The organism is Rhodosalinus sp. K401, from assembly GCF_041365735.1.
In the GTDB taxonomy this organism is placed as follows: Bacteria; Pseudomonadota; Alphaproteobacteria; order Rhodobacterales; family Rhodobacteraceae; genus Rhodosalinus.
This window is the reverse complement of the sequence record NZ_JBGFSI010000017.1, coordinates 34,535-58,037: the sequence shown is the minus strand read 5'-3', so window position 1 is coordinate 58,037 and position 23,503 is coordinate 34,535. Positions and strand designations below refer to the sequence as shown.

20 protein-coding genes are annotated in these 23,503 nt (G+C 71.7%); 7 read left to right on the top strand and 13 right to left on the bottom strand.

The window, feature by feature from the left end; genetic code table 11:
- Positions 1–5 precede the first annotated feature (5 nt).
- The 4 genes from AB6A66_RS15335 to AB6A66_RS15320 all read right to left on the bottom strand — a co-directional run bounded on the left by AB6A66_RS15335 (position 6) and on the right by AB6A66_RS15320 (position 4,130).
- Positions 6–959: a metal ABC transporter solute-binding protein, Zn/Mn family gene (locus tag AB6A66_RS15335; RefSeq protein ID WP_371056574.1), complete on the bottom strand. Its 954-nt coding sequence runs from the start codon at positions 957–959 to the stop codon at positions 6–8.
- A 131-nt stretch (positions 960–1,090) separates the two neighbouring features.
- Positions 1,091–2,320 carry a VWA-like domain-containing protein gene (locus AB6A66_RS15330; RefSeq protein ID WP_371056573.1) on the bottom strand — a complete coding sequence of 410 codons (1,230 nt, stop codon included), beginning with the start codon at positions 2,318–2,320 and terminating at the stop codon, positions 1,091–1,093.
- Positions 2,317–3,435, bottom strand: coding sequence for an AAA family ATPase (locus AB6A66_RS15325; protein ID WP_371056572.1), 1,119 nt, complete (start codon positions 3,433–3,435; stop codon positions 2,317–2,319). Before AB6A66_RS15325 ends, AB6A66_RS15330 begins: the two co-directional genes overlap by 4 nt.
- Entirely contained in the window at positions 3,432–4,130 is a 699-nt protein-coding gene (locus tag AB6A66_RS15320) for a hypothetical protein (protein ID WP_371056571.1), read from the bottom strand. The genes AB6A66_RS15325 and AB6A66_RS15320 overlap by 4 nt, the downstream gene beginning before the upstream one ends.
- A 127-nt stretch (positions 4,131–4,257) precedes the next feature.
- Here AB6A66_RS15320 and AB6A66_RS15315 point away from each other — a divergent pair, with 127 nt between their 5' ends.
- Positions 4,258–5,295 (top strand): glycosyltransferase family 2 protein, encoded by a 1,038-nt coding sequence (locus AB6A66_RS15315; RefSeq protein WP_371056570.1) that lies wholly within the window; start codon positions 4,258–4,260, stop codon positions 5,293–5,295.
- A 156-nt stretch (positions 5,296–5,451) separates the two neighbouring features.
- A complete protein-coding gene (locus AB6A66_RS15310; RefSeq protein WP_371056569.1) occupies positions 5,452–6,576 on the top strand; it encodes an NAD(P)/FAD-dependent oxidoreductase in 1,125 nt (374 codons plus the stop codon).
- A gap of 112 nt (positions 6,577–6,688) precedes the next feature.
- Here AB6A66_RS15310 and AB6A66_RS15305 read toward each other — a convergent pair whose 3' ends face one another.
- Complete coding sequence (locus tag AB6A66_RS15305) at positions 6,689–7,579, bottom strand: LysR family transcriptional regulator (protein WP_371036340.1); 891 nt, start codon at positions 7,577–7,579, stop codon at positions 6,689–6,691.
- Positions 7,580–7,691: 112 nt separating this feature from the next.
- On the opposite strand from AB6A66_RS15305, the gene AB6A66_RS15300 reads away from it, so the two are divergent.
- Genes AB6A66_RS15300 through AB6A66_RS15290 form a run of 3 tightly spaced genes read left to right on the top strand, consistent with a single transcriptional unit; the run spans position 7,692 to position 12,541 of the window.
- Complete coding sequence (locus AB6A66_RS15300; RefSeq protein WP_371036339.1) at positions 7,692–9,236, top strand: proton-conducting transporter membrane subunit; 1,545 nt, start codon at positions 7,692–7,694, stop codon at positions 9,234–9,236.
- Between the two features lie 33 nt (positions 9,237–9,269).
- Positions 9,270–11,681: a YbcC family protein gene (locus tag AB6A66_RS15295; RefSeq protein WP_371056581.1), complete on the top strand. Its 2,412-nt coding sequence runs from the start codon at positions 9,270–9,272 to the stop codon at positions 11,679–11,681.
- Entirely contained in the window at positions 11,678–12,541 is an 864-nt protein-coding gene (locus AB6A66_RS15290) for a DUF6671 family protein (protein ID WP_371056568.1), read from the top strand. Before AB6A66_RS15295 ends, AB6A66_RS15290 begins: the two co-directional genes overlap by 4 nt.
- A 4-nt stretch (positions 12,542–12,545) precedes the next feature.
- Here the strand turns inward: AB6A66_RS15290 and AB6A66_RS15285 are convergent, their stop codons facing one another.
- From AB6A66_RS15285 to AB6A66_RS15250, 8 genes are all read right to left on the bottom strand, one after another.
- Positions 12,546–13,385: an enoyl-CoA hydratase-related protein gene (locus AB6A66_RS15285; protein WP_371056566.1), complete on the bottom strand. Its 840-nt coding sequence runs from the start codon at positions 13,383–13,385 to the stop codon at positions 12,546–12,548.
- A 198-nt stretch (positions 13,386–13,583) separates the two neighbouring features.
- Complete coding sequence (locus AB6A66_RS15280; RefSeq protein ID WP_371036336.1) at positions 13,584–13,940, bottom strand: DUF5368 domain-containing protein; 357 nt, start codon at positions 13,938–13,940, stop codon at positions 13,584–13,586.
- 12 nt (positions 13,941–13,952) lie between these two features.
- Positions 13,953–15,272 carry an NAD(P)/FAD-dependent oxidoreductase gene (locus AB6A66_RS15275; RefSeq protein WP_371056565.1) on the bottom strand — a complete coding sequence of 440 codons (1,320 nt, stop codon included), beginning with the start codon at positions 15,270–15,272 and terminating at the stop codon, positions 13,953–13,955.
- A gap of 107 nt (positions 15,273–15,379) precedes the next feature.
- Positions 15,380–15,595, bottom strand: coding sequence for a formate dehydrogenase subunit delta (locus tag AB6A66_RS15270; RefSeq protein ID WP_371056564.1), 216 nt, complete (start codon positions 15,593–15,595; stop codon positions 15,380–15,382).
- Entirely contained in the window at positions 15,592–16,377 is a 786-nt protein-coding gene (fdhD, locus tag AB6A66_RS15265; protein WP_371056563.1) for a formate dehydrogenase accessory sulfurtransferase FdhD, read from the bottom strand. The genes AB6A66_RS15270 and fdhD overlap by 4 nt, the downstream gene beginning before the upstream one ends.
- Before the next feature lies 1 nt (position 16,378).
- A complete protein-coding gene (gene fdhF, locus AB6A66_RS15260; protein ID WP_371056562.1) occupies positions 16,379–19,261 on the bottom strand; it encodes a formate dehydrogenase subunit alpha in 2,883 nt (960 codons plus the stop codon).
- Positions 19,262–19,349: 88 nt separating this feature from the next.
- The gene (locus tag AB6A66_RS15255; RefSeq protein WP_371056561.1) at positions 19,350–20,876 is read right to left on the bottom strand and encodes a formate dehydrogenase beta subunit; all 1,527 of its coding nucleotides are present in this window, start codon (positions 20,874–20,876) and stop codon (positions 19,350–19,352) included.
- Positions 20,873–21,355 (bottom strand): formate dehydrogenase subunit gamma, encoded by a 483-nt coding sequence (locus tag AB6A66_RS15250; RefSeq protein WP_371056560.1) that lies wholly within the window; start codon positions 21,353–21,355, stop codon positions 20,873–20,875. Before AB6A66_RS15250 ends, AB6A66_RS15255 begins: the two co-directional genes overlap by 4 nt.
- A gap of 170 nt (positions 21,356–21,525) precedes the next feature.
- On the opposite strand from AB6A66_RS15250, the gene AB6A66_RS15245 reads away from it, so the two are divergent.
- Positions 21,526–22,416, top strand: a complete 891-nt coding sequence (locus AB6A66_RS15245; RefSeq protein WP_371056559.1) for a LysR family transcriptional regulator — start codon at positions 21,526–21,528, stop codon at positions 22,414–22,416.
- Positions 22,417–22,509: 93 nt separating this feature from the next.
- On the top strand, positions 22,510–23,493 hold the full coding sequence (locus AB6A66_RS15240; RefSeq protein ID WP_371036328.1) for a TAXI family TRAP transporter solute-binding subunit: 984 nt from the start codon (positions 22,510–22,512) through the stop codon (positions 23,491–23,493).
- Positions 23,494–23,503: the final 10 nt, after the last annotated feature.

Below are 23,503 nucleotides of genomic sequence, written 5' to 3'. Positions count from 1 at the left end.
CTCCATCAGTTGAGCAGCCCCTGCATGCCGCGTTCGGGGGCCGTGCCGCCGAGCGCCGAGGCGATCACGGTGGCGTTGTGGTCGATCATGCCGAGATAGGTGCCCTCGTAGCTGCCGGGCGCGCCCATGGCATCCGAGTAGAGCTCGCCGCCGATGACGACCTCGTGCCCGCGTGCCGCCGCGCCCTCGACGAGCGCGCGCACGTTCCTGTCCGAGACGGAGCTTTCCACGAAGACCGCTCCGATGTCGCGCGCCACCAGCATGTCCACGAGTTCGCCGATCCGCCGCAGTCCCGCCTCGCTCTCGGTCGAGATGCCCTGGATGCCGACGACCTCGAAGTCGTGGGCGGCGCCGAAATAGTTGAAGGCGTCATGGGCGGTGACGAGCACCCGGCTTTCCTCGGGAACCGAGGCGAGCACCGCGTCGGTATACCGGGCGAGCTCCGCCAGTTGCGCCAGATACGCCTCTGCGTTGGCGCGGAACGCCGCTTCGTCCCCCGGGCGCGCCGCGATCAGCGCGTCGCGGACGTTGAGCACCACGAGCCCCCAGAGTTCGGGGTCCATCCACACATGCGGGTCGTGCTTGTCGGCGTAATCCTCGTGCGAGATCAGTACATCGCGCGGCAGGTTTTCGGCAACCGCGACCACGGGGCGATCCGCTGCGAGGTCCAGCAGGAACTCCTCGAGCTGCGCCTCCAGGTAGAGCCCGTGCCACAACACCAGATCGGCGCGGGCCATGGCGACGATGTCGCTGCGGGTCTGCCGGTAGGAGTGCGGGTCCACGCCGGGACCCATGAGCGCGCGCACCTCCAGAAGCTCGCCGCCCACCTCGCGGGCCGCGTCGGCGATCATGCCGGTGGTGGCCACGACGTCGAGCCTTTCGGAGGCCATCGCCGGGCCGGTGCCAAGGGCGAGTCCGCAGGCCGTCGCCGCGGCCAGGAACATGCGTTTCGTCAGCATCCGTTACGTGAACCTTCGTTGCATCGAGGCGTGCGGCCTCACGCCTCCAATATTGCGAGTTAGTCGCATTTGTCAATGCAAGTGAGAGCCATTCGCAAGAAATCGCGCCATCCGGACGCGATGCCGCAGCCTCAGCGGTCGAGCCGCAGGACCCGGCCGAAGGGCGGGGGCGCCGGGGGCGCGCCGGGCACCGCCCAGATCACCGGAAGGCCCCGCGGCGCGGGACCAAAGGCGCCGTCGAGGTCGGTGAGGATCACCGCGGCCGACGCGTCGATCTCCACCGCCCGGGCGATCACGTCGCCGAAGGCGGTGCCGCCCCCGCGCCGCAGCGGGCGCGCGCGCAGCGCCGCGTTCCAGCCGCCGGGGCCGACCTCGCGGGCGGTGTGGACGGTTTCGTCGAAGGCCAGAAGATGCGTCTCGGCCCGGCTGCGCCGGGCGACGCCGTCGAGTTCGGCGGCGAAGCGCGCCAGCGTCGCGTCGTCGATGGACCCGGAACTGTCGAGCCCGACCGCGATTCGCGGCCGCCGCCCCGTGCGCGCCGTGCCGGGCTGGAAACCGGGCAGGGCCGCGCCCCGGGCTTCTGCCTCGGCGGCCATCGCGATCCAGCGGCGCGCGGGGCGAAGGGCGGCGGGCTCCGGCATCTCGGTCGCGGCCTTGGCGAGCAGCCCGCGCAACTCCAGCTCCCAGGGTGTGCGGGTGTCGGGGATGTCGGCCACGCGGCCCGCGAGCCGCCCGATCCCGCGCCCGGCGCGCCGCCCGGCCTCCATCGCGCGGGCGAGTGCGCCGCGCCAGTCCTCGGGGGCGCTCTCGCGGCCCGACGACCCCGCCGCCTCGGCCTCGAAATCCTCGGAAAAGCCCTTGGCGGCGGCGTAGGCCATGACCTCCTCGCCCCCCGCGCCCTCGCGGGATGGCAAGCGGGTGTAGAGCCGCTCCACGTCCCAGTCGGCGAGCGCGGTTTCGGGGGCTGCTGTCCCGAGCCCCGCGGCGACCAGCAGTTCGGTCAGCCGGACGGCGGGGCGCGGCAGGGCGTGACCGGCGAGCAGGAGCGCCTCGTTCACGATGGCGTCGGCGGCGAGCGCGAAGCGCGCGGGATCGAACCCAGCGCCCTGGCGCGCGCCCATCGCCGCCTTGCGCGCGCCGTGGCCGAGCGCCGCGTGGAGCACGTGATGCCCGGCGAGTCCCACCTGTTCGGGCAGCGGGCGAAGCGGAAAGCCCGCGTCGTAGTAGATCGTCGCGCCCTCGCTGCGCATCTCGCCCGTCCCGTCGCGGTGGGCGCACCAGAGCGCGAGCGCGGCAAGCGCGGGGTCGGTCTCTGCGAGATGGGCGAGCGCGCGGCGTGCGCGGTCGGAATGCCCGCTCATTCGAGCCCCGCGGCGCGGCGTTCGGAAGCGTAGGCGGCGTAGGCCTCCGACCGCAGGAAGGCGTCCTGAAGCCCCGCTTCCAGCGCCTTGCGGATCAGCATCTCGAAGCCGAAGGCGGTGAGCTCGCCCAGCGGCAGGCGGCGGAACACCTCTTCCTCGCGGTGCTTCGGAAGCTCGCGGAGCCCCGCCATCACCTCGATCGCCGGGGCGATGCGTGCCGCGTCCGCCGCGCCTGCAAGCGCGTAGACCAGCGCGTTGAGCCCGTTCAGCGTGTCGGGGTAGAGCGCCCAGCGGTCCTTCGGCGGCGCGGCGAGCAGCGCGTCGAGTTCGAGCGAGGCCGCCACGTCCTCGGCCACCACGGCGAATTCCGCGGCCGGGGCCTCGCCCACGGTGCCCGCGATCATCGCCCGCGCGGGGCGGCCCCAGGGGACGCTCTTCATGATGTCGCTCACCCGCTCCCAGGCGCGGGGCGTGCAGGCGACGGTCAGCCCGCGCTTCAGCGTCTCCTCGGTGGTCTCCAGAAGGTCGGGGCGCGTGCGCAGGAAGGCGGTGACGGCCGGGTGAATGCCCCGGTCCACCGCGAAGTCCGACAGCCAGTCCTCCGCGCTGGCGCGGACGGCGAGGTGGATCAGCCGGTCCGAAAGCGCGGTGCCCATCTCGTAGGCAACCGCCCCGTCCTCCACGGTGTTGCCCGCCGCGACGACGAAGACCGAGGCGGGCAGGCGGTGCCGGCCCACGCGCCGCTCCTGCAGGAGCCCGTAGACCGTGGGCTGAAGCCAGGGCGCGGCGGAGGTGAGCTCGTCGAGGAAGAGGACGGCAGGCCGCTCCGGGTCGTCCGGCAGGTCTTCGGGGCGGTACCAGACGGTGCGCCGTGCCTCGTGATCGTAATAGGGCAGGCCGCGCAGGTCCTGCGGCTCGATGGTGGTGAGACGCAGGTCGTAGAGGTCCGCGCCGATCCGCCGCGCCAGCTCTGCCACCAACTGCGTCTTGCCCACGCCCGGCCGGCCGTGAAGCATCCAGGAGGCGGTGAGCCCGCCCGCGGACTGCGCGCGCCAGCCGGCCTCCAGCACCTCGAGCGCCTCGCCGGCCGAGACGGTCTGCGCGTTCACGCTCATGCCGGCACCTCGCGCGCGGGCGCGGCGTCCATCAGCGCGGCGAGCCGCGCATGGGCGGAGACGCCTTCGGCGGCGAAACCGACGTCGCGCAGGAACACGTCCTCGCGCAGGTTGGCGCGGTGCAGCGTCCGCTCGTCGAGACCCTCGGCAAAAAGCTCGGCGCGCAGCATCTCCTGTTCCGCCGTGTCGAGGGCCAGCACCTCGGCGCCCGGGCCCGCGCGTTGCACCGAGACGAGGGTGAGCGGCACGACACGGGCGAGTTCGGACTGCTCCACCACGAGATGCAGCTCTCCCTCCGAAAGCCCCCGCCGCGCGGCGATGCGCGAGAGTATCCGCGTGGCGCGGAAGCGCAGCGTGTCGAGCGCGCGGGCGGCATCGTCCTCGTCGATCACGTCCTTGCGGGCGCTCGCGGAGAGGCGCAGCACCTTCATCTCGACCACCCCCACGAGCAGCACCATCAGGATCGGGGCCTGGGCGATGGGAAAGGCGAGACGCGGCCAGATCAGCATGGCGGCGACGAAGGGCGCGAGCGCGCCGAGATAGCGCAGGAGTTGCGCGTCGAAGAGGATACGCGCCCATGCCGCCGGACCCGCGCGCCGGGGCAGGATCGCCACGCGGCGAAAAAGCTTCTTCGGCACGCGCCGGGTTTCCAGCGCGGCGGGGTTCAGGACGGTGTTGGGCGCGACGATCAGCATGGGTGTGTTCCTTGCCGGGCAAGCTAGGGCGCGGCGCGGCCCCGGTCGAGTGGTCAACCGGGCTTGCGCCGCCCGCCCGGCCTCCGGCAGTGTTCCTTCGGACGAAGCGGCGCGGACGGGAGGACCCATGGACCGCATCCTGTGCGTGAGCACGTTGCGCAACGAGGGGCCCTTCCTGGTCGACTGGGTGGCGCACATGCGCGCCATCGGCGTGACCGAGCTGCTCGTCTATTCCAATGACTGCGACGACCCCACGGCCCGGATGCTCGATCTCATGGCCCGCGCGGGGGCGCTGCGGCACCTGCCCCAGGAGGTGCCGCGCGGCGAGAGCCCGCAATGGCTGGCGCTGCGCGATGCCTGGCGCCAGCCCGAGCGCAAGGCGGCGGACTGGGCGCTGGTGGCGGACGCCGACGAGTATCCCAACATCCACGCGGGCGAAGGCCGGCTTGCCGACCTTTTCGCCCGGCTCGACGGGGAGGTGGAGGCGGTGGCGCTGCCCTGGCGGCTTTTCGGCGCGAACGGCCGCGCCCGGCTCGAGGAGGGGGCGGTGCCGGCGCTCTTCACGGCCTCGGCGGCGCCGGATCAGGATTTCCCCGTCGCCGCCACGCTTTTCAAGACGCTCTTCAGGCCATCGGGGCCGTTCACCCGGTTCGGCGTGCACCGCCCGGGCCAGCGCCGGGACACGGTCCCGGCGTGGCGGGACGGGGACGGGCAGCCGCTGGCGGGCCATGTCGCGGGGCGGGCCGGGCGGCTCTCGCTCTGGGGCGCGCCGGTGGCCCGGGGGCTGGCCGAGACGAACCACTACTCGCTCCGCTCGGCGGAGAGCTTCCTCGTCAAGCGCGACCGGGGCCTGCCCAACCGCTCGGCAAAGCGCGTCGATCTGCATTACTGGGTGGAGCGGAACTTCAACACGGTGGAGAACGCGACCATCGGGCGCAGCGCGCCCCTGCGCGCGGGCGAGCGGGCGGCGCTTCTGGCGATCCCCGGCCTCGCCGCGCTGGAGGAGGAGGCCTACGCCTGGCACCGGGCCCGCTTCCGCACGCTTCTGCGCGACGAGGCAGCGTATCGCCTTTACGCGCATTGCCTGCTGTCGGCGGCCAGCGCGCCCGTCTCGCCCGAAACCGCGCGATGGCTCATTGCCCGCTATGGCGAGATCGCGGGGTGAACGGCGGGGCGGCGCGCTCAGGCGCCCGCGCATGGGCGCCGATCCACGCGAGGGGGCGAAAGGGCCGCCGCGGCACGCGCCCCGCGCCGGGGCTTGGCTTCCGCGGGCGCCGGCTTATACCCGCACTGATCGGAGCGTTCCTTACGGAGGCCTCGAATGGACGACGCAGCTTACGACGTGGCCGTGATCGGGGCCGGGATCGCGGGAAGCACGCTTGCCGCGGAACTGGCCGCAAGCGCGCGCGTGGCCCTTCTGGAGCGCGAGGAGGCGCCGGGCTATCACAGCACGGGCCGGTCCGCGGCGCTTTTCACCATGAGTTACGGGCCCGGAGCCGTGCGCGCGCTGTCGTGCCTTTCCGAGCCCGTCTTCCGCTCGGCCACGGGCCCGGACGGGCATCCGCTGCTTTCACCGCGCGGGCTGCTTTTCGTCGCGCGGGAGGATCAGCGCGCGGCGCTCGACGCCTTCGCCGCGAAAGTGGGGAACGCGGTCGCGCCCGCGGGCACCGAGGAGGCGCAGGCCCGGCTGCCCATCCTGAAGCCGGGCTACGTCGCCGCCGCGCTTCTCGAAGCGGACGCCGCCGATATCGACGTGCACGCGCTTCACCAGCTTTACCTGCGCCGCTTCAAGGCGGCGGGCGGCACGCTTCTGTGCCGGGCGGAGGTGCAGGGCGTCGCGCGCCGGGGCGGGCGATGGGAGGTCGAGACGCCCGCCGGGCCCGTCCGGGCGGAGACGGTCGTCAACGCCGCCGGCGCCTGGGCCGACGAGGTGGCGCGCCTTGCCGGGGTCGCGCCGGTGGGGCTCGTTGCCAAGCGGCGCAGCGCCGCAATCGTCGCCACGCCGGGCGACGCGGACCCGTCGGGCTGGCCCATGCTCATGGATATCGACGAACAGTTCTACATGAAGCCCGATGCAGGCAAGCTCCTGGTCTCGCCCGCCGACACGACGCCCTCGGCGCCCTGCGACGCGCGCCCCGAGGAGATCGACATCGCCATCGCGGTGGACCGGGTGCAGCAGGCCTGCGAGCTGCCGGTGCGCCGGATCGAGCGAAGCTGGGCGGGGTTGCGCAGCTTCGTGGCCGATGGCGTGCCGGTGGCGGGCCATGCCGCGGACGCGCCGGGCTTCTTCTGGCTGGCGGGACAGGGCGGTTATGGCATCCACACCGCGCCGGGGCTCGCGCGGGTCGCCGCGGCGCTGGTGCAGGGCCAGCCCGCGCCGGCCGACGCGGCGGAGGCGGGGCTCGACACGCGCGCGCTCGACCCCGGGCGGCCCGGGATCGGCTGAGGCGCCCCCGGCGCGGGACGGGACGCCGGCGGACCGGCACGGGCGCGGGACGCGCGGAAACGGCGCGCGACCGCCACGCCCCTTCACGCCGAGAGGGCGATGCCGCGCGGCCTCATCCCGCGCGTGGCCGGGCCGCGAGGCGGATGAGCTCGGGCAGGAGCGGGTTCGGAAAGCGCCTTTCCAGCGTGACGGCGTGAAACGCTTCGGTGATGCCCGCAAGGGTCTGCGCCTCCTTCAGAACGCCGGTCGAAAGCTCGTCCGTCACCACGATGCTCGGCAGCACGGCGAGGCCAGCATCGGCGCGGGCCATGAGGCGCATCATCGCCATGTCGTCCACCTCGGCCGCGATCTGGGGGCGGATGCCCAGCCGGTCGCAGAGCGCGTCGAACCCGGTGCGCACGGGGCTCTCGGCGGTGGGAAGGATCACCGGCTCCCGGGCGAGCAGGGCGGCCGGGTCGCGCTCGCCCGCAAGCCGCGCGGGCGTGCCCACCAGGCTGACCGGCTGATCGTCCAGCCGGTGGGAGACGAAGGGGGTCACCGCGTCCTCCGCCGCCGCGCGGTTCAGGAGCGCCACGTCGAGGTTGAGCGTGGCCAGCCCCTGCATCAGCTCCGCCGGGCTGCCCGAACGCAGGACGATCTCGACATCGGCGCGGCCCAGAAGCGGGCGCAGGAAGCCCAGCGTGAAGTTGCGCGAGAGCGTCGCCATCGCGCCCACGCGAAGCGCCCGCCGCGCGCGCCCGGCCGCCTTGAGCGTATCGACGAGTTCGTCGCCCGCCGCGAAGATCTCGTCGGCGTGATCGAGCGCGATCCGGCCCGCCTCGGTCAGCACGAGCTGTCGGCCCCGCCGGTCGAAAAGCCGGTGGCCCAGGCGCTCCTCGAGCTTGCGGATCTGCGTGGACAGCGCGGATTGCGACAGGTTCAGCCGCTCGGCCGTGCGCGTGAGGTTCCCGTCATGGGCGACCGCGTGGAAATAGCGCAGGTGGTGGTAGTTCAGGCTGCTCATGATCGTTCTTTTTATTAGAACGACTTCGACCATACAATGAATTTATTATCCGGATCGGCCTCTGATACTGCATCGCGGCACGGGATTTTGCATCTGCGAGGGACAGACAGGCATGGACGTGTTTTCGATACCTCTACTGGCGCCGGCGGCGCTGATCGCGGCCGCCATCGCGGCCTTCATGAACCCCGGCGGCCGTCCTGGACTGGTGCCGCGCCTGGCCGAGGGCACCGCCATCGCCGCCTTCGGGGTGGCGGTCGTCTCGCTTCTGGTGCTGCTGACGCAAGGGGCCGGAACGGGCGTCGTCGCCGGTGTCGCCACGCGGCTCGACCCGGTCAGCGTGACGATGCTTCTACTGGTGAGTTTCGTGGGCTGGGTGGTACTGCGCTACACCGCGACCTACCTCGACGGCGAGGCGCGGCAGGGCGCCTTTACCGGCTGGATGGCGCTGACCCTCGCCGCGGTGCTGCTCTTCGTGCAGGCGGGCAGCCTCGCTGTCTTCGTAAGCGCCTTCATCGCAACCTCGGTCTTCCTGGCGCGGCTTCTTCTCTTCTACCCCGAGCGGGTGCAGGCGCAGCGGGCCGCGCGCAAGAAATTCGTGACCGCGCGCCTCGGCGACGCGTCGCTGATCGCGGCGGCCGTGCTGCTTTACACCGGCTACGGCACGGGTGACATCGGCGAGATCCTCGCCGCGGCCCGTGTGGGCGTGGCGCCCGACGCCGCGCTCTGGGCGGCGGGCTTTCTCGCCCTCGCCGCGCTTCTCAAGTCCGCGCAGTTCCCAACCCATGGCTGGCTCACCGAGGTGATGGAGACGCCGACGCCGGTCTCGGCGCTTCTGCACGCGGGCGTCATCAACGCTGGCGGGTTCCTGCTGATCCGCTTCGCCGACGTGATGGTGCTCGCGCCCGGGGTGCTGGCGGTGCTGGTGATGATCGGGGGCTTCACCGCGCTTTTCGGCGGGCTCGTCATGCTGACCCAGCCCGCGGTCAAGACCTCGCTCGCCTGGTCCACGGTGGCGCAGATGGGCTTCATGATCCTGCAATGCGGCCTTGCGCTCTTTCCGCTCGCGCTTCTGCACATCGTGGCGCATTCGCTCTACAAGGCGCATGCCTTCCTGGCCTCGGGCATGGCGGTCGAGGGTGTGGCCGCGACCCGGCGGCCGGGGCCGGTGGCGGTGCCCTCCGGCGGCGCGGTGCTGCGCGCCTTCGTCGCCGCGCTCGTGATCTACGCGGCGGTGGGCTTCGGTTTCGGCTTCGACGGCAAGTCGCCGCAGGCCATCGCGCTGGGCGCGATCCTGATCTTCGGCGTGGCCTACCTGCTGGCGCAGGGTTTCGCCGACGCCGCGCCCACGGTGCTGACCCAGCGCACCGCGCTGATGTCGGTGGCCGCGTCGGTGGCCTACTTCGCGCTGCAGACCGGGGCCGAGGCGCTGATGGCGGGCACGCTTCCCGCCACGCCCGTGCCGGGTCCGCTCGAATGGGCGCTGATCGTACTGGCCGTCATCAGCTTCGGCGCGGTGGCGGTTGCGCAGGCGATGTTCCCGCTCTGGGCCTATCACCCGGCCGCGGCGGGGCTGCGCGTGCACCTGGCGAACGGGCTCTACATGAACGCGGTCTTCGACCGCATCCTCGGCGGATGGCACATCCGGCGGATTGACTGACGATCTCGGGACGGAGCGAGCGACATGACCCATATCACCGAAAACACGTCTCTTCCCGCGGGAACCGTCATGGCGGCGGCCGGCGCGGCGGCGCGCGCGATCCCGCCGGTCTGGCCGCTGGCCTCTTCCGTGGCCGTCAACCCGTTTCTCGGCCAGACGGGCGAGACGCTGGCCGAGACGGGCGCAAGGCTCGCCCGGGTCGCGGGGCTGCCGGTGACCATGCCGCGCGAGTGGTATCTGTCCCGGCTGGAGGCAGGGCGGATCACCGACGCCGATCTGGAGGCAGCGCTCGCCGCGTCGTGCCACGCCGCCCGGCCGGCGAGCGTGAGCGATCTGAAGGAGGCGGCGGCGCGGCCACGGCGGCGGCCGCACGCCCTGCCGACGGTGGCGGAGATGGCGTCGGACCATTGCGGGCTCGACTGGCCCGGTCTCGTGGCGGACCGGGTCAGCCAGTGGGCGGCAAGCTTCTTCGACACGGGGCAGGCGCTCTGGAAGGCGCCCAAGCGCCGCGGCGCCTATGCCGAGTGGCGCGCCGTGGCGACCCATGACCTGACGCCGGAGATCCACGGCCTCGAGGGCTTCGCCGCCCATGTGGCCGAGGCGCCCGAACACGCCGAGGACGCGATCGCGCGCGCCGCGTCCCGGCTGGGCCTCGTCGACGCGGCGCTGCCCACCTATTTCCACCAGCTTCTCATGACGATGGGCGGCTGGGCGCAATACGCCCGCTACCAGCTCTGGCAGGCGGAGCTGGGCGGCGGGACCGATCCGGTGGTGACCGAGATGCTGGCGATCCGGCTCCTCTGGGAAGAGGCGCTCTTTATCCAGTATGAGGAGGCGATCCTGCACCGCTGGGAGCGCGTGCGCGCCTCTCACGCGGCGCCGCTGGCGCCGAGCGAGGATCTCGTGGTGGACGAGATCCTGCAGGAGGCGGCCGAACGCGCCGCGCAGCGCGAGATCGCCGCGACGCTCGCGACCCAGCCGCCCGCGCCGGCGACAGAGCGTCCGTCGCTTCAGGCCGCCTTCTGCATCGACGTGCGCTCTGAAGTGTTCCGCCGGGCGCTGGAATCGGTCGATCCGGGCATCGAGACGCTGGGCTTCGCCGGGTTCTTCGGGCTCGCCACGAAGCACCGCGGCTTCGCCTCCGACGTGGAGGAGCTGCGCCTGCCCGTGCTTCTGAACCCCGGCGTGTGCTCCGTCGCGGGCGGGCCCGAGATCGAGGAGGCCGACCGCCAGGCGCGTTTCACCGCGCGGGCGAAGCGCGCCTGGGGCCGGTTCAAGTTCGCCGCCGTCTCCTCCTTCGCCTTCGTGGAGGCGATGGGGCCGGTCTATGCCGGCAGGCTCGTGCGGGACGCGCTCGGCCTCGAGGAGGGCAAGCTGCCCGACGGGCCCGCGCCCCGGCTCGACCCGGCGCTTTCGCTGTCCGAGCGGGTCGGCGCGGCGGAAACCGTGCTGCGCGCCATGTCGCTCACCGAGGGCTTCGGCCGCATCGTGCTGCTGGCGGGCCATGGCGCGAACGTGACCAACAACCCGCACGCCTCGGCCTATCACTGCGGCGCGTGCGGCGGCTATTCCGGCGAGGTGAACGCCCGGCTTCTGGCCGCGCTGCTCAACGATCCGGAGGTGCGCCAGGGCGTCGCCGCGAAGGGCATCGAGATCCCGGGCGATACGCTTTTCGTGGCCGCGCTGCACGATACCACCACCGACACGGTGAAGCTTTACGAGGCGGACATCGACGCCGGCCAGCACAAGGCCCTGCTTGGGGACGTGAAGGGCTGGCTTGCCAAGGCGGGGCGCGTGGCGCGGGCGGAGCGCGCGCTGCGGCTGCCGCGCGCGGCTGGCGAGGCCGAGGTCGCGGCGCGCGCGCGCGACTGGGCGGAGGTGCGTCCGGAATGGGCGCTCGCCGGCTGCCGGGCCTTCATCGCGGCGCCGCGCACGCGCACCGGGGGCCGGTCGCTCGAGGGCCGCGCCTTCCTGCACAACTACGACTGGCGGGCCGACGAGGGCTTCGGCGTGCTGGAACTCATCATGACGGCGCCGGTGGTGGTGGCGAGCTGGATCAGCCTGCAATACTACGGCTCGACCGTGGCGCCGCAGGCGTTCGGCGGCGGCAACAAGCTGCTGCACAACGTCACCGGCGGGATCGGCGTGGTGGAGGGCAACGGCGGGCTGATGCGGGCCGGGCTGCCCTGGCAGGCGGTGCATGACGGCGAGGGCCTCGCGCATGAGCCCCTGCGCCTGTCGGTCTGCATCGAGGCGCCGCGCGAGGCGATGAGCGACATCCTGAAGCGCCACGACGGTGTGCGCGCCCTGTTCGACAACCGCTGGCTTCACCTCTTCGCCCTCGACGAGGCGGGGCAGGTGGCGTGGCGCTACACGGGCGACCTCGAATGGGAGGCCGTCGAGGGCGTGGCCCGGCCCGGGCCGGTGCTGAAGGCGGTGGGATGAGGGTGTCCGGGCCCGTGGGCCCGGCGCTCTGGGCCGGCCGGCGGGCGGTTCTGGCTACCATGCACGGGAAGCAGGCGGCCATCGCGCCGCCTCTTTCGCGCGTCGCGGGGCTGGCGTTGGAGGTGGCGCGGGGGCTCGACACCGACGCGCTCGGCACCTTCACGGGCGAGATCCCGCGCGCGGGCGGTCTGCGCGAAGCGGCGCTCGCCAAGGCGCGGCTCGGGATGCGGGCGGCGGGCTCGGACCTGGGGCTCGCCTCCGAAGGGGCCTACGGGCCGCACCCCTCCATCCCCTTCCTGCCGGCGGGGGCAGAAGTGCTGGTGCTCGTGGACGACGCCCGCGGCCTCGTCCTCTGGGAAGAGATCGTGGACAGCGCCCCGGTTTATGCCGCGACGGAGGCCGCGTCGGTCGAGACGCTGGAGAGCTTCCTCGCCGGGATCGGCTTTCCCCGCCAGGCGGCGGTGGTGCGGCCGAACGCGGGCGCGGGGCCGGTGCGCAAAGGGATCGCCGCGCGCGCGGCGCTCGCCCGCGCCGTGGAGGAAAGCGCCGCGGCCTCGCCCGACGGGCTCGCCCGCGTCGAGACGGACATGCGCGCCCACATGAACCCGGCGCGGATGTCCACCATCGCCCGGCTGGCCCAACGTTTCGCGGAGCGCCTGGCGCGGGCCTGCCCCGCCTGCGGCGCGCCGGGATACGGCCGCCTGCGCGCGGGGCCGGCGCGGCCCTGTGCGTGGTGCGGGGGACCGACGCTCCGCCCGGGGGAAGATGTGCTGGGATGCGTGGCCTGCGGCCACGAGGCCGCGCCCGCGGGCCACTCGCAACCGGGCGACCCCGGCGATTGCCCGGCCTGCAACCCCTGACGCGTCAGGAGCCGCGCCGCGTTCCGCGGCCCCCGCCGGGGGAGGTCCAGCCGGGGCTACGGGCGCCGAAGAAGCTTTCCAGCCCCTCGCGCCCTTCCGCGCTTTCGATCTGGTCGGCGAAGACGTCGGCCGCCATGTCGAGCTGCTCGTCCGGCAGCAGGCCGGGCAGGTCCAGCAGCAGGCGCTTGGTGGCCGCGACGGCGCCCGGCGCGCAGAGCGTCAGGCCGTCGCGGATCCGCGCGATCTCGGCGTCGAGGGCGGCGCTGTCGGGAAAGACGGCATCCGCCAGGCCGATATCGAGCGCCGCGCGCGCGTCGACATGCTCTCCCAGCAGAAGCAGGCGGCGCGCCGCGCGATGCCCCAGCCGCGCCAGCATGATCGGGGCGATCTGCGCGGGCACCATCCCGCGCCGCGTGTCGGTGAAGGCGAACTCCGCGCCCTCGGCGGCGAGCACCAGGTCGCCCGCAGCGGCAAAGCCGCAGCCCGCAGCGTGCGCGGGCCCTTCGACGGCCATCACGGTCAGCTGCGGCAGCGTGGCGACACGCCGGAGGAGCGCGCCGAACGAGCGGCTGGCCTGCACGAGCGCCTCGCGGTCGATGTCGCGGTTGGCCCCCGCGCGCAGCACGTCGCCGAGCGCGCCCTCGCAGAACACGCCGCCACGGCCGCGGAAGAGCACGCCGCGAATGTCGGGGCGCAGCGCCAGCCCGTGCGTCAGTCGCGCCAGTTCGGCGATCCGGGTCCGTCCGAGGGCGTTGCCGTTGGTAGGGTCATCGAACCACACCGTCAGCCACGGGCCATCCTGTTCCAGCGCGAGCGTCCGGGACCGGGGCAGTTGCTGATTCATGCCGCACCTCGCGGCGCGGACCCGGCCGGGCGCCCGCCCGAGACAGTTATCGATCGCGACTGCTGCCTCCGTCCCGTTTCCATGCGTCCCTCCCGCGTGGGCGCGGCCGCCGGAGTCGCGACCCCCTTTGTCCTAGACCTAGCATATCATGCGCACAAAACGAGGGGGCGCGTGAAGATCGGGCCCTCGGGGGATGGCTCAGGCGTCGCGCTCGGGCGGGAACAGCAGCGACTGGACCGTGTAGACGAGAATCGCCGCGCCGACCGCGCCGGCCGCCGCGACGCCGAGCATCACGATCACGTCGATCGGGCCCCCGATATCGGACATGCCCGAATCCGTGATCGCCATCACGAACCACACGGCGGCGACGGCGCCCACGGGCATCGCGAGCTGGGCCGCCAGGAATTTCTGCCAGCTCACTGCGCGGTCGCGGATCAGAACGTAGATGTAGCCCAGCGTGACCACCGCCGCGGCGATCACGAGGGCCCAGAACAGCACCGGTCCGAACATTTCTTCGAACACGGCGATCATGGTCTCGAAGGTGAGTTCCTGCATGGGGTATCCTCCTCAGGCCTTGCCGCGCAGCATGGCGTTGTAGGTGGCCTTCAGCGCGACCTCCTTCATGAGCCAGCTGATCCAGAGCTCCTCGAGCGGCGCGATCACGCCGGGGAAGCTCGGGGTGAGGTCGTTGTTGTAGTCGAACTCGATCAGCATGGCCCGGCCCACGCGCGTGATGAGCGGGCAGGAGGTGTAGCCGTTATAGGCCGCGTCCGTCGTGTCGCCCGCGATCTGGGCGACCAGATGCGCCTCGACCACCGGCACCTGCCATTTCACGCTCGCGGCGGTCTTGCCCTTGGGTACGCCGGCCACGTCGCCCACGGCGAACACGTCGGGGTAGCGGCGGTGGCGCAGGGTCTGCTGGTCCACTTCCACCCAGCCCTGGTCGGTCCACCGGTCGGCCCAGGAAAGCCCCGACTGCCGCACGACGTCGGGCGCGCGCATGGGCGGGATCACGTTGGTGAAATCGTAGGGCATCTCCGTGTCGCCGTCGGGCGTGGCGAAGGTCAGCAGCTTCCGGCCGGGGTCGATCGCCTTCAGCACGTGATTCTTGCGCGTCTCGATGCCCTTGTCGTCGAAGAGCATCCGCACCTTTTCGTGCACGATGGGCACGCTGAAATAGCTGCCCGAATGCGCGGCGTAGGTGATCTTCGTATTCGCGCGGTTGCCCTTGCGGCGCGCGTAGTCGTCGGTGAGGAAGGTGTATTTGAGCGGCGCGCCCGCGCATTTCATCTCGGTCGCGGGCCGGAAGAACACCGCCTCCCCGCCCTCGTCGGTGAAGCGGTCCATGGCTTGCCATGTCTTCGCGGCATGTTCGGGGCCCGCGTAGACCGCGCCGATGCCGTTCTGGCCCACCATGTCGAGAGAGAAGCCCTCGACCGCGTCCCAGTCTAGCGAGATGCCCGACGCCACGATCAGGTAGTCGTAGTCGAGGCTCTCGCCGCCGGAGAGGCCCACGCGCTTCGCCTCCGGGTCGATCTCGGCGGCGTATTCCGGCCTGAGCGTCACGCCCTGGGGCAGCCATTCGGTGGTCGTGCTGACCGAATATTCCGCCGGTTTCAGCCCCGCGGCGATCAGCGTCCAGCCGGGCTGGTACCAATGCTCGGCTCGGCCGTCCACGATGGTGATGCGCGCGCCCTCGAGGCGCTGCACAAGGCGGTTGGCGAGCGAGGTGCCGGCGGCGCCGGCGCCCAGGATGACGATATGGGCGTTCGTGGGCACGCGCGCCTGCGCCTCGGCGCCGGGCCCCGCGAGGGCGAGCGCGCCGGCCCCGGCCGCGAGGCCGAGAAAGCCGCGACGGCTGGCTTTCGGGAGTCGGGTATCGGTCATGTGCATCCTCCGCGTCATATCGCGGCTATGGAATACAACAGCATACCCTTCGTTGATCCAGATCAAGAAAGCTGAGTTTCGCGTGCGTCTTTCGGCGCGTCCTTACGTCACGCCTCGGCCCGGAGCCGGCCCGCCGCCTCGATCACCAGCGGGTCGAGGCCCGCGCCGCCGCGCTCGATGAGCGCGAAGAGGTCCTTGCGCATGCGCGGTTCCCAGAAATCGGCAAGGTGTCGGGCCACCTGTGCCGCGCGGTCCGCGTCGTGTTGCGAGTGGAAGAAGGTGGCGATCTGGTTCGCCATGCGGACGAGTTTTTCCTCGGTCATTCGATCGCTCCCTCGGTCAGTCGGTGCGGGTGGGCGTAAACCCGCGCGGTGTGCTTGAGCCCGGCCAAGAGCGTCAACCCCGCGGCCTCGGCCATCTCGACGGCGAGCGCGGTGGGCGCGGAGACGGCGACAACCGCCTCGGCGCCCATCGCGGCGGCCTTCTGCACCATCTCCACCGACACGCGGGAGGTCAGCACCACGGCGCGGCCGCGCCCCGTCTCGCCGGCGGCGAGGCAGGCGCCCGCCACCTTGTCGAGCGCGTTGTGCCGGCCCACGTCCTCGCGCGGGAAGAGGAGACCGCGCCCCGGTTCCCAGAGCGCGGCGGCGTGCATGGCATGGGTCGCGTCATGGCCCGGCTGGCGCCGGCGCAGCGCCTCGGGCGCGGCGCGCAAGTCGGGCGCCGAAAGGCGCAGCGCGTCGGTGGCGACCTGCGCGGCGGGGCGAAGCGCCGTCTCGATCGAGTCGATGCCGCAGAGCCCGCAGCCCACCGGCCCCGTCATCGCGCGCCGGCGCGCGGCGAGCCGCCCCGCCGCCGCCTCGGGCAGCCACATCCGCGCCTCGAACCCGCGCCCGTGGTCGACGATCTCGATTTCCTCGATCTCGTCGGCCGCCGTGACGATCCCCTCGGTCAGCGAGAAGCCTCGCGCGAAATCCTCCAGATCGCGCGGCGTGGCCATCATCACCGCCTGCGTCTCGCCGTTGTAGACGAGCGCCACGGGCACCTCGTCCGCCAGCGGCAGGGCGGCCCGGGGGCCGATCTCGATGCGCGGATCGCGGGTCATGTCACTCCGCCGCCGGCAGCACGCGGCGTGCCCGGTCCGCCATCGCCGCGTAGTCCTCCTGCCACTCCGTCGGCCCGTTCGAGGGGCTCACCTGCACAGCCGTCACCTTGTATTCCGGGCAGTTGGTCGCCCAGTCGGAATAGTCGGTCGTCACCACGTTGGCCTGCGTGTCGGGGTGGTGGAAGGTGGTGTAGACCACGCCCGACGCCATCCGCTCTGTCAGGTGCGCGCGCAGCGAGGTCTCGCCCTTGCGGGACGCGATCTTCACCCACTGGCCCTCGCGGATACCACGCAGTTCGGCGTCGTTGGGGTGGATTTCCAGCACGTCCTCTTCATGCCACACCGTGTTCGCGGTGCGCCGGGTCTGGGCGCCCACGTTGTACTGGCTGAGGATCCGCCCAGTGGTGAGCAGAAGCGGGAAGCGCGGGCCGGTCCGCTCTTCGGTGGGCACGTATTCGGTCAGCACGAACTTGCCCTTGCCGCGCACGAAGCCGTCGATGTGCATCACCGGCGAGCCCTCGGGCCTGGCCTCGTTGCAGGGCCACTGGACGGACCCCTTTTCCTCGAGCACCGCGTAGGAGACGCCGGCGAAGGAGGGGGTGGTGGCGGCGATCTCGTCCATGACCTCGGCGGGATGCGTGTAATCCCAGTCCGCGCCCATGGCGTTCGCCAGCATCTGGGTGATCTCCCAGTCGGCGAACCCGTTCTTCGGCTCCATCACCTTGCGAACGCGGTTGATCCGGCGCTCGGCGTTGGTGAAGGTGCCGTCCTTCTCCAGGAAGGTGGAGCCCGGCAGGAAGACATGCGCGTAGTTCGCGGTCTCGTTCAGAAAGAGGTCGTGGACGATCACGCACTCCATCGCGGCAAGGCCCGCGGCGACGTGGTGCGTGTCGGGATCGGATTGCAGGATGTCCTCGCCCTGGATGTAGATGCCGCGGAACTCGCCCGAGACGGCCGCGTCCAGCATGTTGGGGATGCGCAGGCCCGGCTCGGGGTCGATCGTCGCGCCCCAGATCCGCTCGAACACCTCCCGCGCCGCCTCGTCCGAGACATGGCGGTAGCCCGGCAGCTCATGCGGGAAGGAGCCCATGTCGCAGGCGCCCTGCACGTTGTTCTGGCCCCGGAGCGGGTTCACGCCCACGCCCGGCCGGCCGATGTTGCCGGTCGCCATGGCGAGGTTCGCGATCGCCATCACGGTGGTGGAGCCCTGGGAGTGCTCGGTCACGCCGAGCCCGTAGTAGATCGCCCCGTTGCCGCCCGTGGCATAGAGCCGGGCCGCGGCGCGGAGCTCGGCCGCCGGCACGCCGGTGAGCGCCTCGGTGGCCTCGGGCGCGTGCCGGTCCTCGGCGACGAAGCCCGCCCAGTCCTGGAACTCGTCCCAGTCGCAGCGCTCGCGCACGAAGCCCTCGTCCAACAGACCCTCGGTCACGATGACATGGGCCAGGGCGGTCAGCACCGCCACGTTGGTTCCCGGGCGCAGCGGCAGGTGATGCGCGGCCTCGATATGGGGCGTGCGCACGAGGTCGATCCGCCGCGGGTCGACCACGATGAGCTTCGCGCCCGCGCGCAGGCGCTTCTTGAGCCGCGAGGCGAAGACCGGGTGCCCGTCGGTCGGATTGGCGCCGATCACCAGCACGACGTCGGTGTGCTCCACCGAGTCGAAATCCTGCGTGCCCGCGGAGGTGCCGAAGGTGGTCTTGAGCCCGTAGCCCGTGGGCGAGTGGCAGACCCGCGCGCAGGTGTCGGTGTTGTTGTTGCCGAAGACGGCGCGGATCATCTTCTGGACGAGGTAGGTCTCCTCGTTGGTGCAGCGGCTCGACGTGATGCCGCCGATGGCCTGGCGCCCGTGCGCCTCCTGGATGCCGCGCAGGCGCCCGGCGGTGAAGGACAGCGCCTCGTCCCAGGACACCTCGCGCCAGGGTTCGTCGATCGTCTCGCGGATCATCGGGTTCAGGATGCGGTCGGGGTGGCTCGCATAGCCGTAGGCGAAGCGGCCCTTCACGCAGGAATGTCCCCGGTTGGCCTTGCCCTGCTTCCAGGGCACCATGCGCACGAGCTGGTCGCCGTTCAGCTGCGCCTCGAAGGAGCATCCCACCCCGCAATAGGCGCAGGTGGTCACGACCTTGCGCTCGGGCGTGCCGAGCTCGATCACGGATTTCTCCTGCAGCGTCGCCGTCGGGCAGGCCTGCACGCAGGCGCCGCAGCTCACGCATTCAGAGTTCAGGAAATCGTCGCCCGCCATGCCCGCCGACACGCGGCTGTCGAAGCCGCGGCCCTCGATGGTCAGCGCGAAGGTGCCCTGCACCTCCTCGCAGGCGCGCACGCAGCGTGAGCAGACGATGCATTTCGACGGATCGTAGGTGAAATAGGGGTTCGACTCGTCCTTGGGCAGGTAGCGCGGGTTCGCCTCGCCGTTCGAGCGCGCGACGGCATGGTTCTCGCCCTCGTAGCCGTAGCGCACGTCGCGCAGGCCCACCGCGCCGGCCATGTCCTGCAATTCGCAGTCGCCGTTCGCGGCGCAGGTCAGGCAGTCGAGCGGGTGGTCGGAGATGTAGAGCTCCATCACCCCCTTGCGGAGCTTCTGCACCTTGGGCGTCTGGGTGCGCACCACCATCCCCTCGGCCACCGGCGTGGTGCAGGAAGCAGGCGTGCCGCGCCGCCCCTCGATCTCCACCACGCAGAGCCGGCAGGAGCCGAAGGCCTCCAGGCTGTCGGTCGCGCAGAGCTTCGGCACCTGGATGCCCGCCTCGGCGGCCGCGCGCATGACGGAGGTGCCCTCGGGCACCGTGACGGCGATCCCGTCCACGCTGAGCGTCACCGGCGCGCCGGTTTTCGCCGGCGTGCCCTTGTCCGCGTCGTCCCAGGGAATGACGAAATCCTTCATTCGCCCAGTTCCTTCTTCTTGGCCCAAATACTCAGGGGAGACGTCAGTGCCGCGCCAGCTCTCCGCGCGGCGAAACCGGCCCCGGGTCTCATTCCGCGGCCTCCCGCGCGGCGCCGAACTCCTCGGGGAAGTGGCGCAGCGCGCTCATCACGGGGTAGGGGGTGAACCCGCCCAGCGCGCAGAGCGAGCCGTCCTTCATCGTCTCGCAGAGGTCGGCGAGCAGCTCCACCGCCGCACCGTCGCCGGCGCGGATGCGCTCGAGCGTCTCGACGCCGCGCACCGCGCCGATCCGGCAGGGGGTGCACTTGCCGCAGCTCTCCACGGCGCAGAACTCCATGGCGAAGCGCGCCATCTCCAGCATGTCGGCGCTCTCGTCGAAGACCACGATGCCCGCATGGCCGATGAGCCCGCCCTGGCCGTCGAATTCCTCGTAGCCGAAGGGCGTGTCGAACTGGGAGGCGTGCATGTAGGCGCCGAGCGGGCCGCCCACCTGCACCGCCTTCACCGGCCGGCCCGAGGCGGTGCCGCCCGCGATCTCCTCGACGAGGGTTCCGAGCGGCATGCCGAAGGCGGTCTCGAACAGCCCGCCGCGCGCCACGTTGCCCGCGATCTGCACCGGGATCGTGCCCTTCGACCGGCCGAGCCCGAAATCGGCATAGAAGGCCGCGCCCTTCTCGAAGATGACCGGCACGGTGGCGAGGCTGATGACGTTGTTGACCACCGTGGGCCGGCCGAGGAAGCCCTCGAGCGCCGGGAGCGGCGGTTTGGCGCGCACCACCCCGCGCTTGCCCTCGAGCGAGTTCAGCAGAGAGGTCTCCTCGCCGCAGACATAGGCGCCCGCGCCCACGCGGATCTCCATGTCGAAGGCGCGGCCGGAGCCGAGCAGGTTGTCGCCCAGCACGCCCGCCGCCTGGGCGCGGCGGACCGCCTCCTCCATCACCTCGATGGCGTCGGGGTATTCCGAGCGGAGGTAGACGTAGCCACGCGTGGCGCCCGTGCCGAGCCCGGCGATCGCCATGCCCTCGATCAGGCAGAACGGGTCACCCTCCATGATCATGCGGTCGGCGAAAGTGCCGCTGTCGCCCTCGTCGGCGTTGCAGACGATGTATTTCTGCGGGCCCTCGGCGTTCAGGACGGTGTTCCACTTGATCCCCGTGGGAAAGCCCGCGCCGCCCCGTCCGCGAAGCCCGCTCTCGGTCACTTCCTGGACGATCTCCGCGGCCGTCATGCCGAGCGCCCGGCGCAGCCCGGCAAGGCCGCCATGGGCCTCGTACTGGCCAAGGTCGAGCGGGTCGATCACGCCGCAGCGCTGGAAGGTGAGCCGGGTCTGCCGCTTCATCCAGTCGAGCTCTTCCACGGGCCCCAGCGCCTTGGGGTGGGCATCCTCGGTCTCGAAGAGCGCCGGCACATCCGCCGCCGTCATCGGCCCGAAGCCGTGGCGCTGGCCGTCGCGCTCGATCTCGAGAAGCGGCTCCAGCCAGATCATGCCGCGCGTGCCCGTGCGAACGAGCTCGAGCGGAACGTCGCGGCGGTCGGCCTCGGCGCGCAGGGCTTGCGCCACGGCCTCGGCGCCGAGCGCCTTCGCGGCGGCGTCGCGGGGAAGATGGACCTTCATGCGTCGCGCTCCTTCACCGTGGCCTCGATCCGCGCCGCGTCCGCGCGCCCGACGATCTCGCCGTCCACCATCGCCGCCGGGCCGCAGGCGCAGAGCCCGAGGCAATAGACCGGCTCCAGCGTCACGGCGCCGTCCGCCCGCGTCTCGCCCATGGCGACGCCGAGGCGCGCCTCGGCCTCCGCGGCGAGCGCGTCCGCGCCCACGGCCTTGCAGGCCTCGGAGCGGCAGAGCTTCACGACCCTGCGGCCGGCGGGCGCCTCGCGGAAGTCGTGATAGAAACTCACCACCCCGTGCACCTCGGCGCGGGTAAGGTTGAGCCTGTCGGCGATGGCCGGGATCATCTCGGCGGGGATGTGGCCCCACTCCGCCTGAACGTCGTGCAGGATGGGCAAAAGCGGCCCCTCGCGCCCGGCATGGGAGCGCACGATCTCGTCGAGCCGGGCGAGGCGCGGATTGGCGGCGGCGGCGTCGAGGGCCATGAGGCGCACTCCTTGGCGATATTCTCGCTCTGCGGATGCCGCGGACGGCGCTGCGGTTCAATGTCGCAGTTTCGTCGTTTGATAGGTATCTTCTATCAAGCGGTCGCAAACCCCTCGCATGACGTCGCGCAGGGGATTTCGGTCGCGAAAGGGTGAACGGAGACGAGGCCATGATCGACAAGCTGGAGATGTTCATCGCGCTCGCGCACGAGCAGCATTTCGGCCGCGCGGCGGAGGAATGCGGCGTGACGCAGCCCACGCTCTCGGCCGGGATCAAGCAGCTCGAGGACCAGCTCGGCGTGATGCTGGTCTGGCGCGGGTCGCGCTTCCAGGGGCTCACGCCGGAAGGCCAGCGCGTGCTCGACTGGGCGCGGCGCATCGTGGCCGACAGCCGCGCCATGCGCGCCGAGATGCGCGCGGCGCGGCAGGGGCTTTCGGGCAACCTGCGCCTCGCGGTGATCCCCACCGCGCTTTCCACGGTGGAGCGGCTGACCACGCCGTTCCGCACGCGGCATCCCAACGTGCGCTTCTCGATCTACTCGCGCAGCTCGGCGGAGATCCTCGCTATGCTCGACGACCTCGAGGCGGAGGCGGGCATCACCTACCTCGACAACGAGCCGCTGGGGCGCGTGGCCTCCGTCCCGCTCTACCGCGAACGCTACATGGCCGTCGCGCCCGAGGGCGGGCCGCTTGCGGGGCGGGCGCGGCTGGGCTGGGCGGAGCTTGCCGACCTGCCGCTCGCGCTCCTGACGCCCGACATGCAGAACCGGCGGATCGTCAACCAGCACATGGCCGAGGCCGGGCGCACCGCCGACCCCGTTCTGGAGGCGAGCTCGGTGGTCACGCTGGTCAGCCATGTCCGCGCGGGCGGCCTCGCCACGGTGCTGCCGAGCCGCCTGGCGGAGCTCTTCGGCGCGATGGGCGGGCTGCAGTCGGTGCCGCTCGTGGCGCCCGAGGCCGAGCATCTGATCGGCCTCGTCGCCCCCGAGCGCGACCCGACGACGCCGGTCATCGCGGCGATCCTCGACCAGGCGCGCAAGGTGTCCGAGTGCGGCGGCTGACCGGACATTTCCCTTGCCCGCGCGGGCATATGTTTTATGACGGTGCGACGCCCGCGGGCACGGTCCGCGGGCACGGAACCAAGGGAGGATCCAATGAAAACGCTTCTTTCGACCGCAATCGCGGCGAGTGTCGCGGCCGGCGCGGCCGTCGCGCAGGACTATGACCGCACCGGCTGGCCCGACAGCTTCACCGTCGGCACGGCGAGCCAGGGCGGCACCTACTTCGCCTACGGCTCGGGCTGGGCCAACCTCGTGGCCGAGGAACTCGGCCTTTCGGGCGGCGGCGAGGTCACCGGTGGCCCGATGCAGAACATGGCGCTGGTGCACACCGGCGACGCCGCCTTCGGCATGACGACGATGGGGCCGGCCGCGGAATCCATGGCCGGCGACAACCCGATCGCACCCGGCCTGCAGATGACCAACGCCTGCGCGATGTTCCCGATGTACCAGACGCCGTTCTCGATCACGGCGCTGTCGTCCTCGGGCATCTCGTCGATCTCCGACATCCCGGACGGCGCGCGCATCGGCTTCGGCCCGGCGGGCTCCACTTCCGACACCTATTTCCCGCGCATGATGGAAGAGCTTGGCGTGAACTTCGACCGCCGCAACGGCGGCTGGTCGGATCTCGGCGGCCAGCTTCAGGACGGGCTTCTCGACGTGATCGCCTTCGCGGCCGGCGTGCCCGTCCCGGCGGTGAGCCAGCTCGAGGTGCAGACCGACATCAACATCATCGAGTTCACCGAGGAGGAGCAGGCGACCATCCTCGAGGCGTTCCCGGTCTCGCAATTCGAGATCGCGGCGGACACCTACCAGACCCTCGAGGCGCCGGCGCGCTCGGTCTCGATGTGGAACTTCGCCATCGCCAACTGCGACCTTCCCGAGGAGTTCGTCTATGCGGCGACCGACGTGGTGATGTCCGACAACGAGCGGATGGTGAACATCCACCGCGCGGCCCGGTCGACGATCCCGGAGAACTGGGACAAGAACAACGTGCTCATGTGGCACCCGGGCGCGGCGCGCTGGTTCAAGGAGAACGCGGACGCCGATATCCCGGACGACATGATCCACGGGATGTAAGCCACACCCG

What these genes read in the sequence shown, in the direction of transcription:
- fdhF (WP_371056562.1), bottom strand. Translation starts at nt 19,261, where the DNA reads ATGAAGGATTTCGTCATTCCCTGGGACGACGCGGACAAGGGCACGCCG.
- fdhD (WP_371056563.1), bottom strand. Translation starts at nt 16,377, where the DNA reads ATGACCCGCGATCCGCGCATCGAGATCGGCCCCCGGGCCGCCCTGCCG.
- AB6A66_RS15285 (WP_371056566.1), bottom strand. Translation starts at nt 13,385, where the DNA reads ATGAATCAGCAACTGCCCCGGTCCCGGACGCTCGCGCTGGAACAGGAT.
- AB6A66_RS15300 (WP_371036339.1), top strand. Translation starts at nt 7,692, where the DNA reads ATGGACGTGTTTTCGATACCTCTACTGGCGCCGGCGGCGCTGATCGCG.
- AB6A66_RS15320 (WP_371056571.1), bottom strand. Translation starts at nt 4,130, where the DNA reads ATGCTGATCGTCGCGCCCAACACCGTCCTGAACCCCGCCGCGCTGGAA.
- AB6A66_RS15315 (WP_371056570.1), top strand. Translation starts at nt 4,258, where the DNA reads ATGGACCGCATCCTGTGCGTGAGCACGTTGCGCAACGAGGGGCCCTTC.
- AB6A66_RS15330 (WP_371056573.1), bottom strand. Translation starts at nt 2,320, where the DNA reads ATGAGCGGGCATTCCGACCGCGCACGCCGCGCGCTCGCCCATCTCGCA.
- AB6A66_RS15250 (WP_371056560.1), bottom strand. Translation starts at nt 21,355, where the DNA reads ATGGCCCTCGACGCCGCCGCCGCCAATCCGCGCCTCGCCCGGCTCGAC.
- AB6A66_RS15275 (WP_371056565.1), bottom strand. Translation starts at nt 15,272, where the DNA reads ATGACCGATACCCGACTCCCGAAAGCCAGCCGTCGCGGCTTTCTCGGC.
- AB6A66_RS15280 (WP_371036336.1), bottom strand. Translation starts at nt 13,940, where the DNA reads ATGCAGGAACTCACCTTCGAGACCATGATCGCCGTGTTCGAAGAAATG.
- AB6A66_RS15290 (WP_371056568.1), top strand. Translation starts at nt 11,678, where the DNA reads ATGAGGGTGTCCGGGCCCGTGGGCCCGGCGCTCTGGGCCGGCCGGCGG.
- AB6A66_RS15255 (WP_371056561.1), bottom strand. Translation starts at nt 20,876, where the DNA reads ATGAAGGTCCATCTTCCCCGCGACGCCGCCGCGAAGGCGCTCGGCGCC.
- AB6A66_RS15240 (WP_371036328.1), top strand. Translation starts at nt 22,510, where the DNA reads ATGAAAACGCTTCTTTCGACCGCAATCGCGGCGAGTGTCGCGGCCGGC.
- AB6A66_RS15310 (WP_371056569.1), top strand. Translation starts at nt 5,452, where the DNA reads ATGGACGACGCAGCTTACGACGTGGCCGTGATCGGGGCCGGGATCGCG.
- AB6A66_RS15325 (WP_371056572.1), bottom strand. Translation starts at nt 3,435, where the DNA reads ATGAGCGTGAACGCGCAGACCGTCTCGGCCGGCGAGGCGCTCGAGGTG.
- AB6A66_RS15305 (WP_371036340.1), bottom strand. Translation starts at nt 7,579, where the DNA reads ATGAGCAGCCTGAACTACCACCACCTGCGCTATTTCCACGCGGTCGCC.
- AB6A66_RS15270 (WP_371056564.1), bottom strand. Translation starts at nt 15,595, where the DNA reads ATGACCGAGGAAAAACTCGTCCGCATGGCGAACCAGATCGCCACCTTC.
- AB6A66_RS15245 (WP_371056559.1), top strand. Translation starts at nt 21,526, where the DNA reads ATGATCGACAAGCTGGAGATGTTCATCGCGCTCGCGCACGAGCAGCAT.
- AB6A66_RS15335 (WP_371056574.1), bottom strand. Translation starts at nt 959, where the DNA reads ATGCTGACGAAACGCATGTTCCTGGCCGCGGCGACGGCCTGCGGACTC.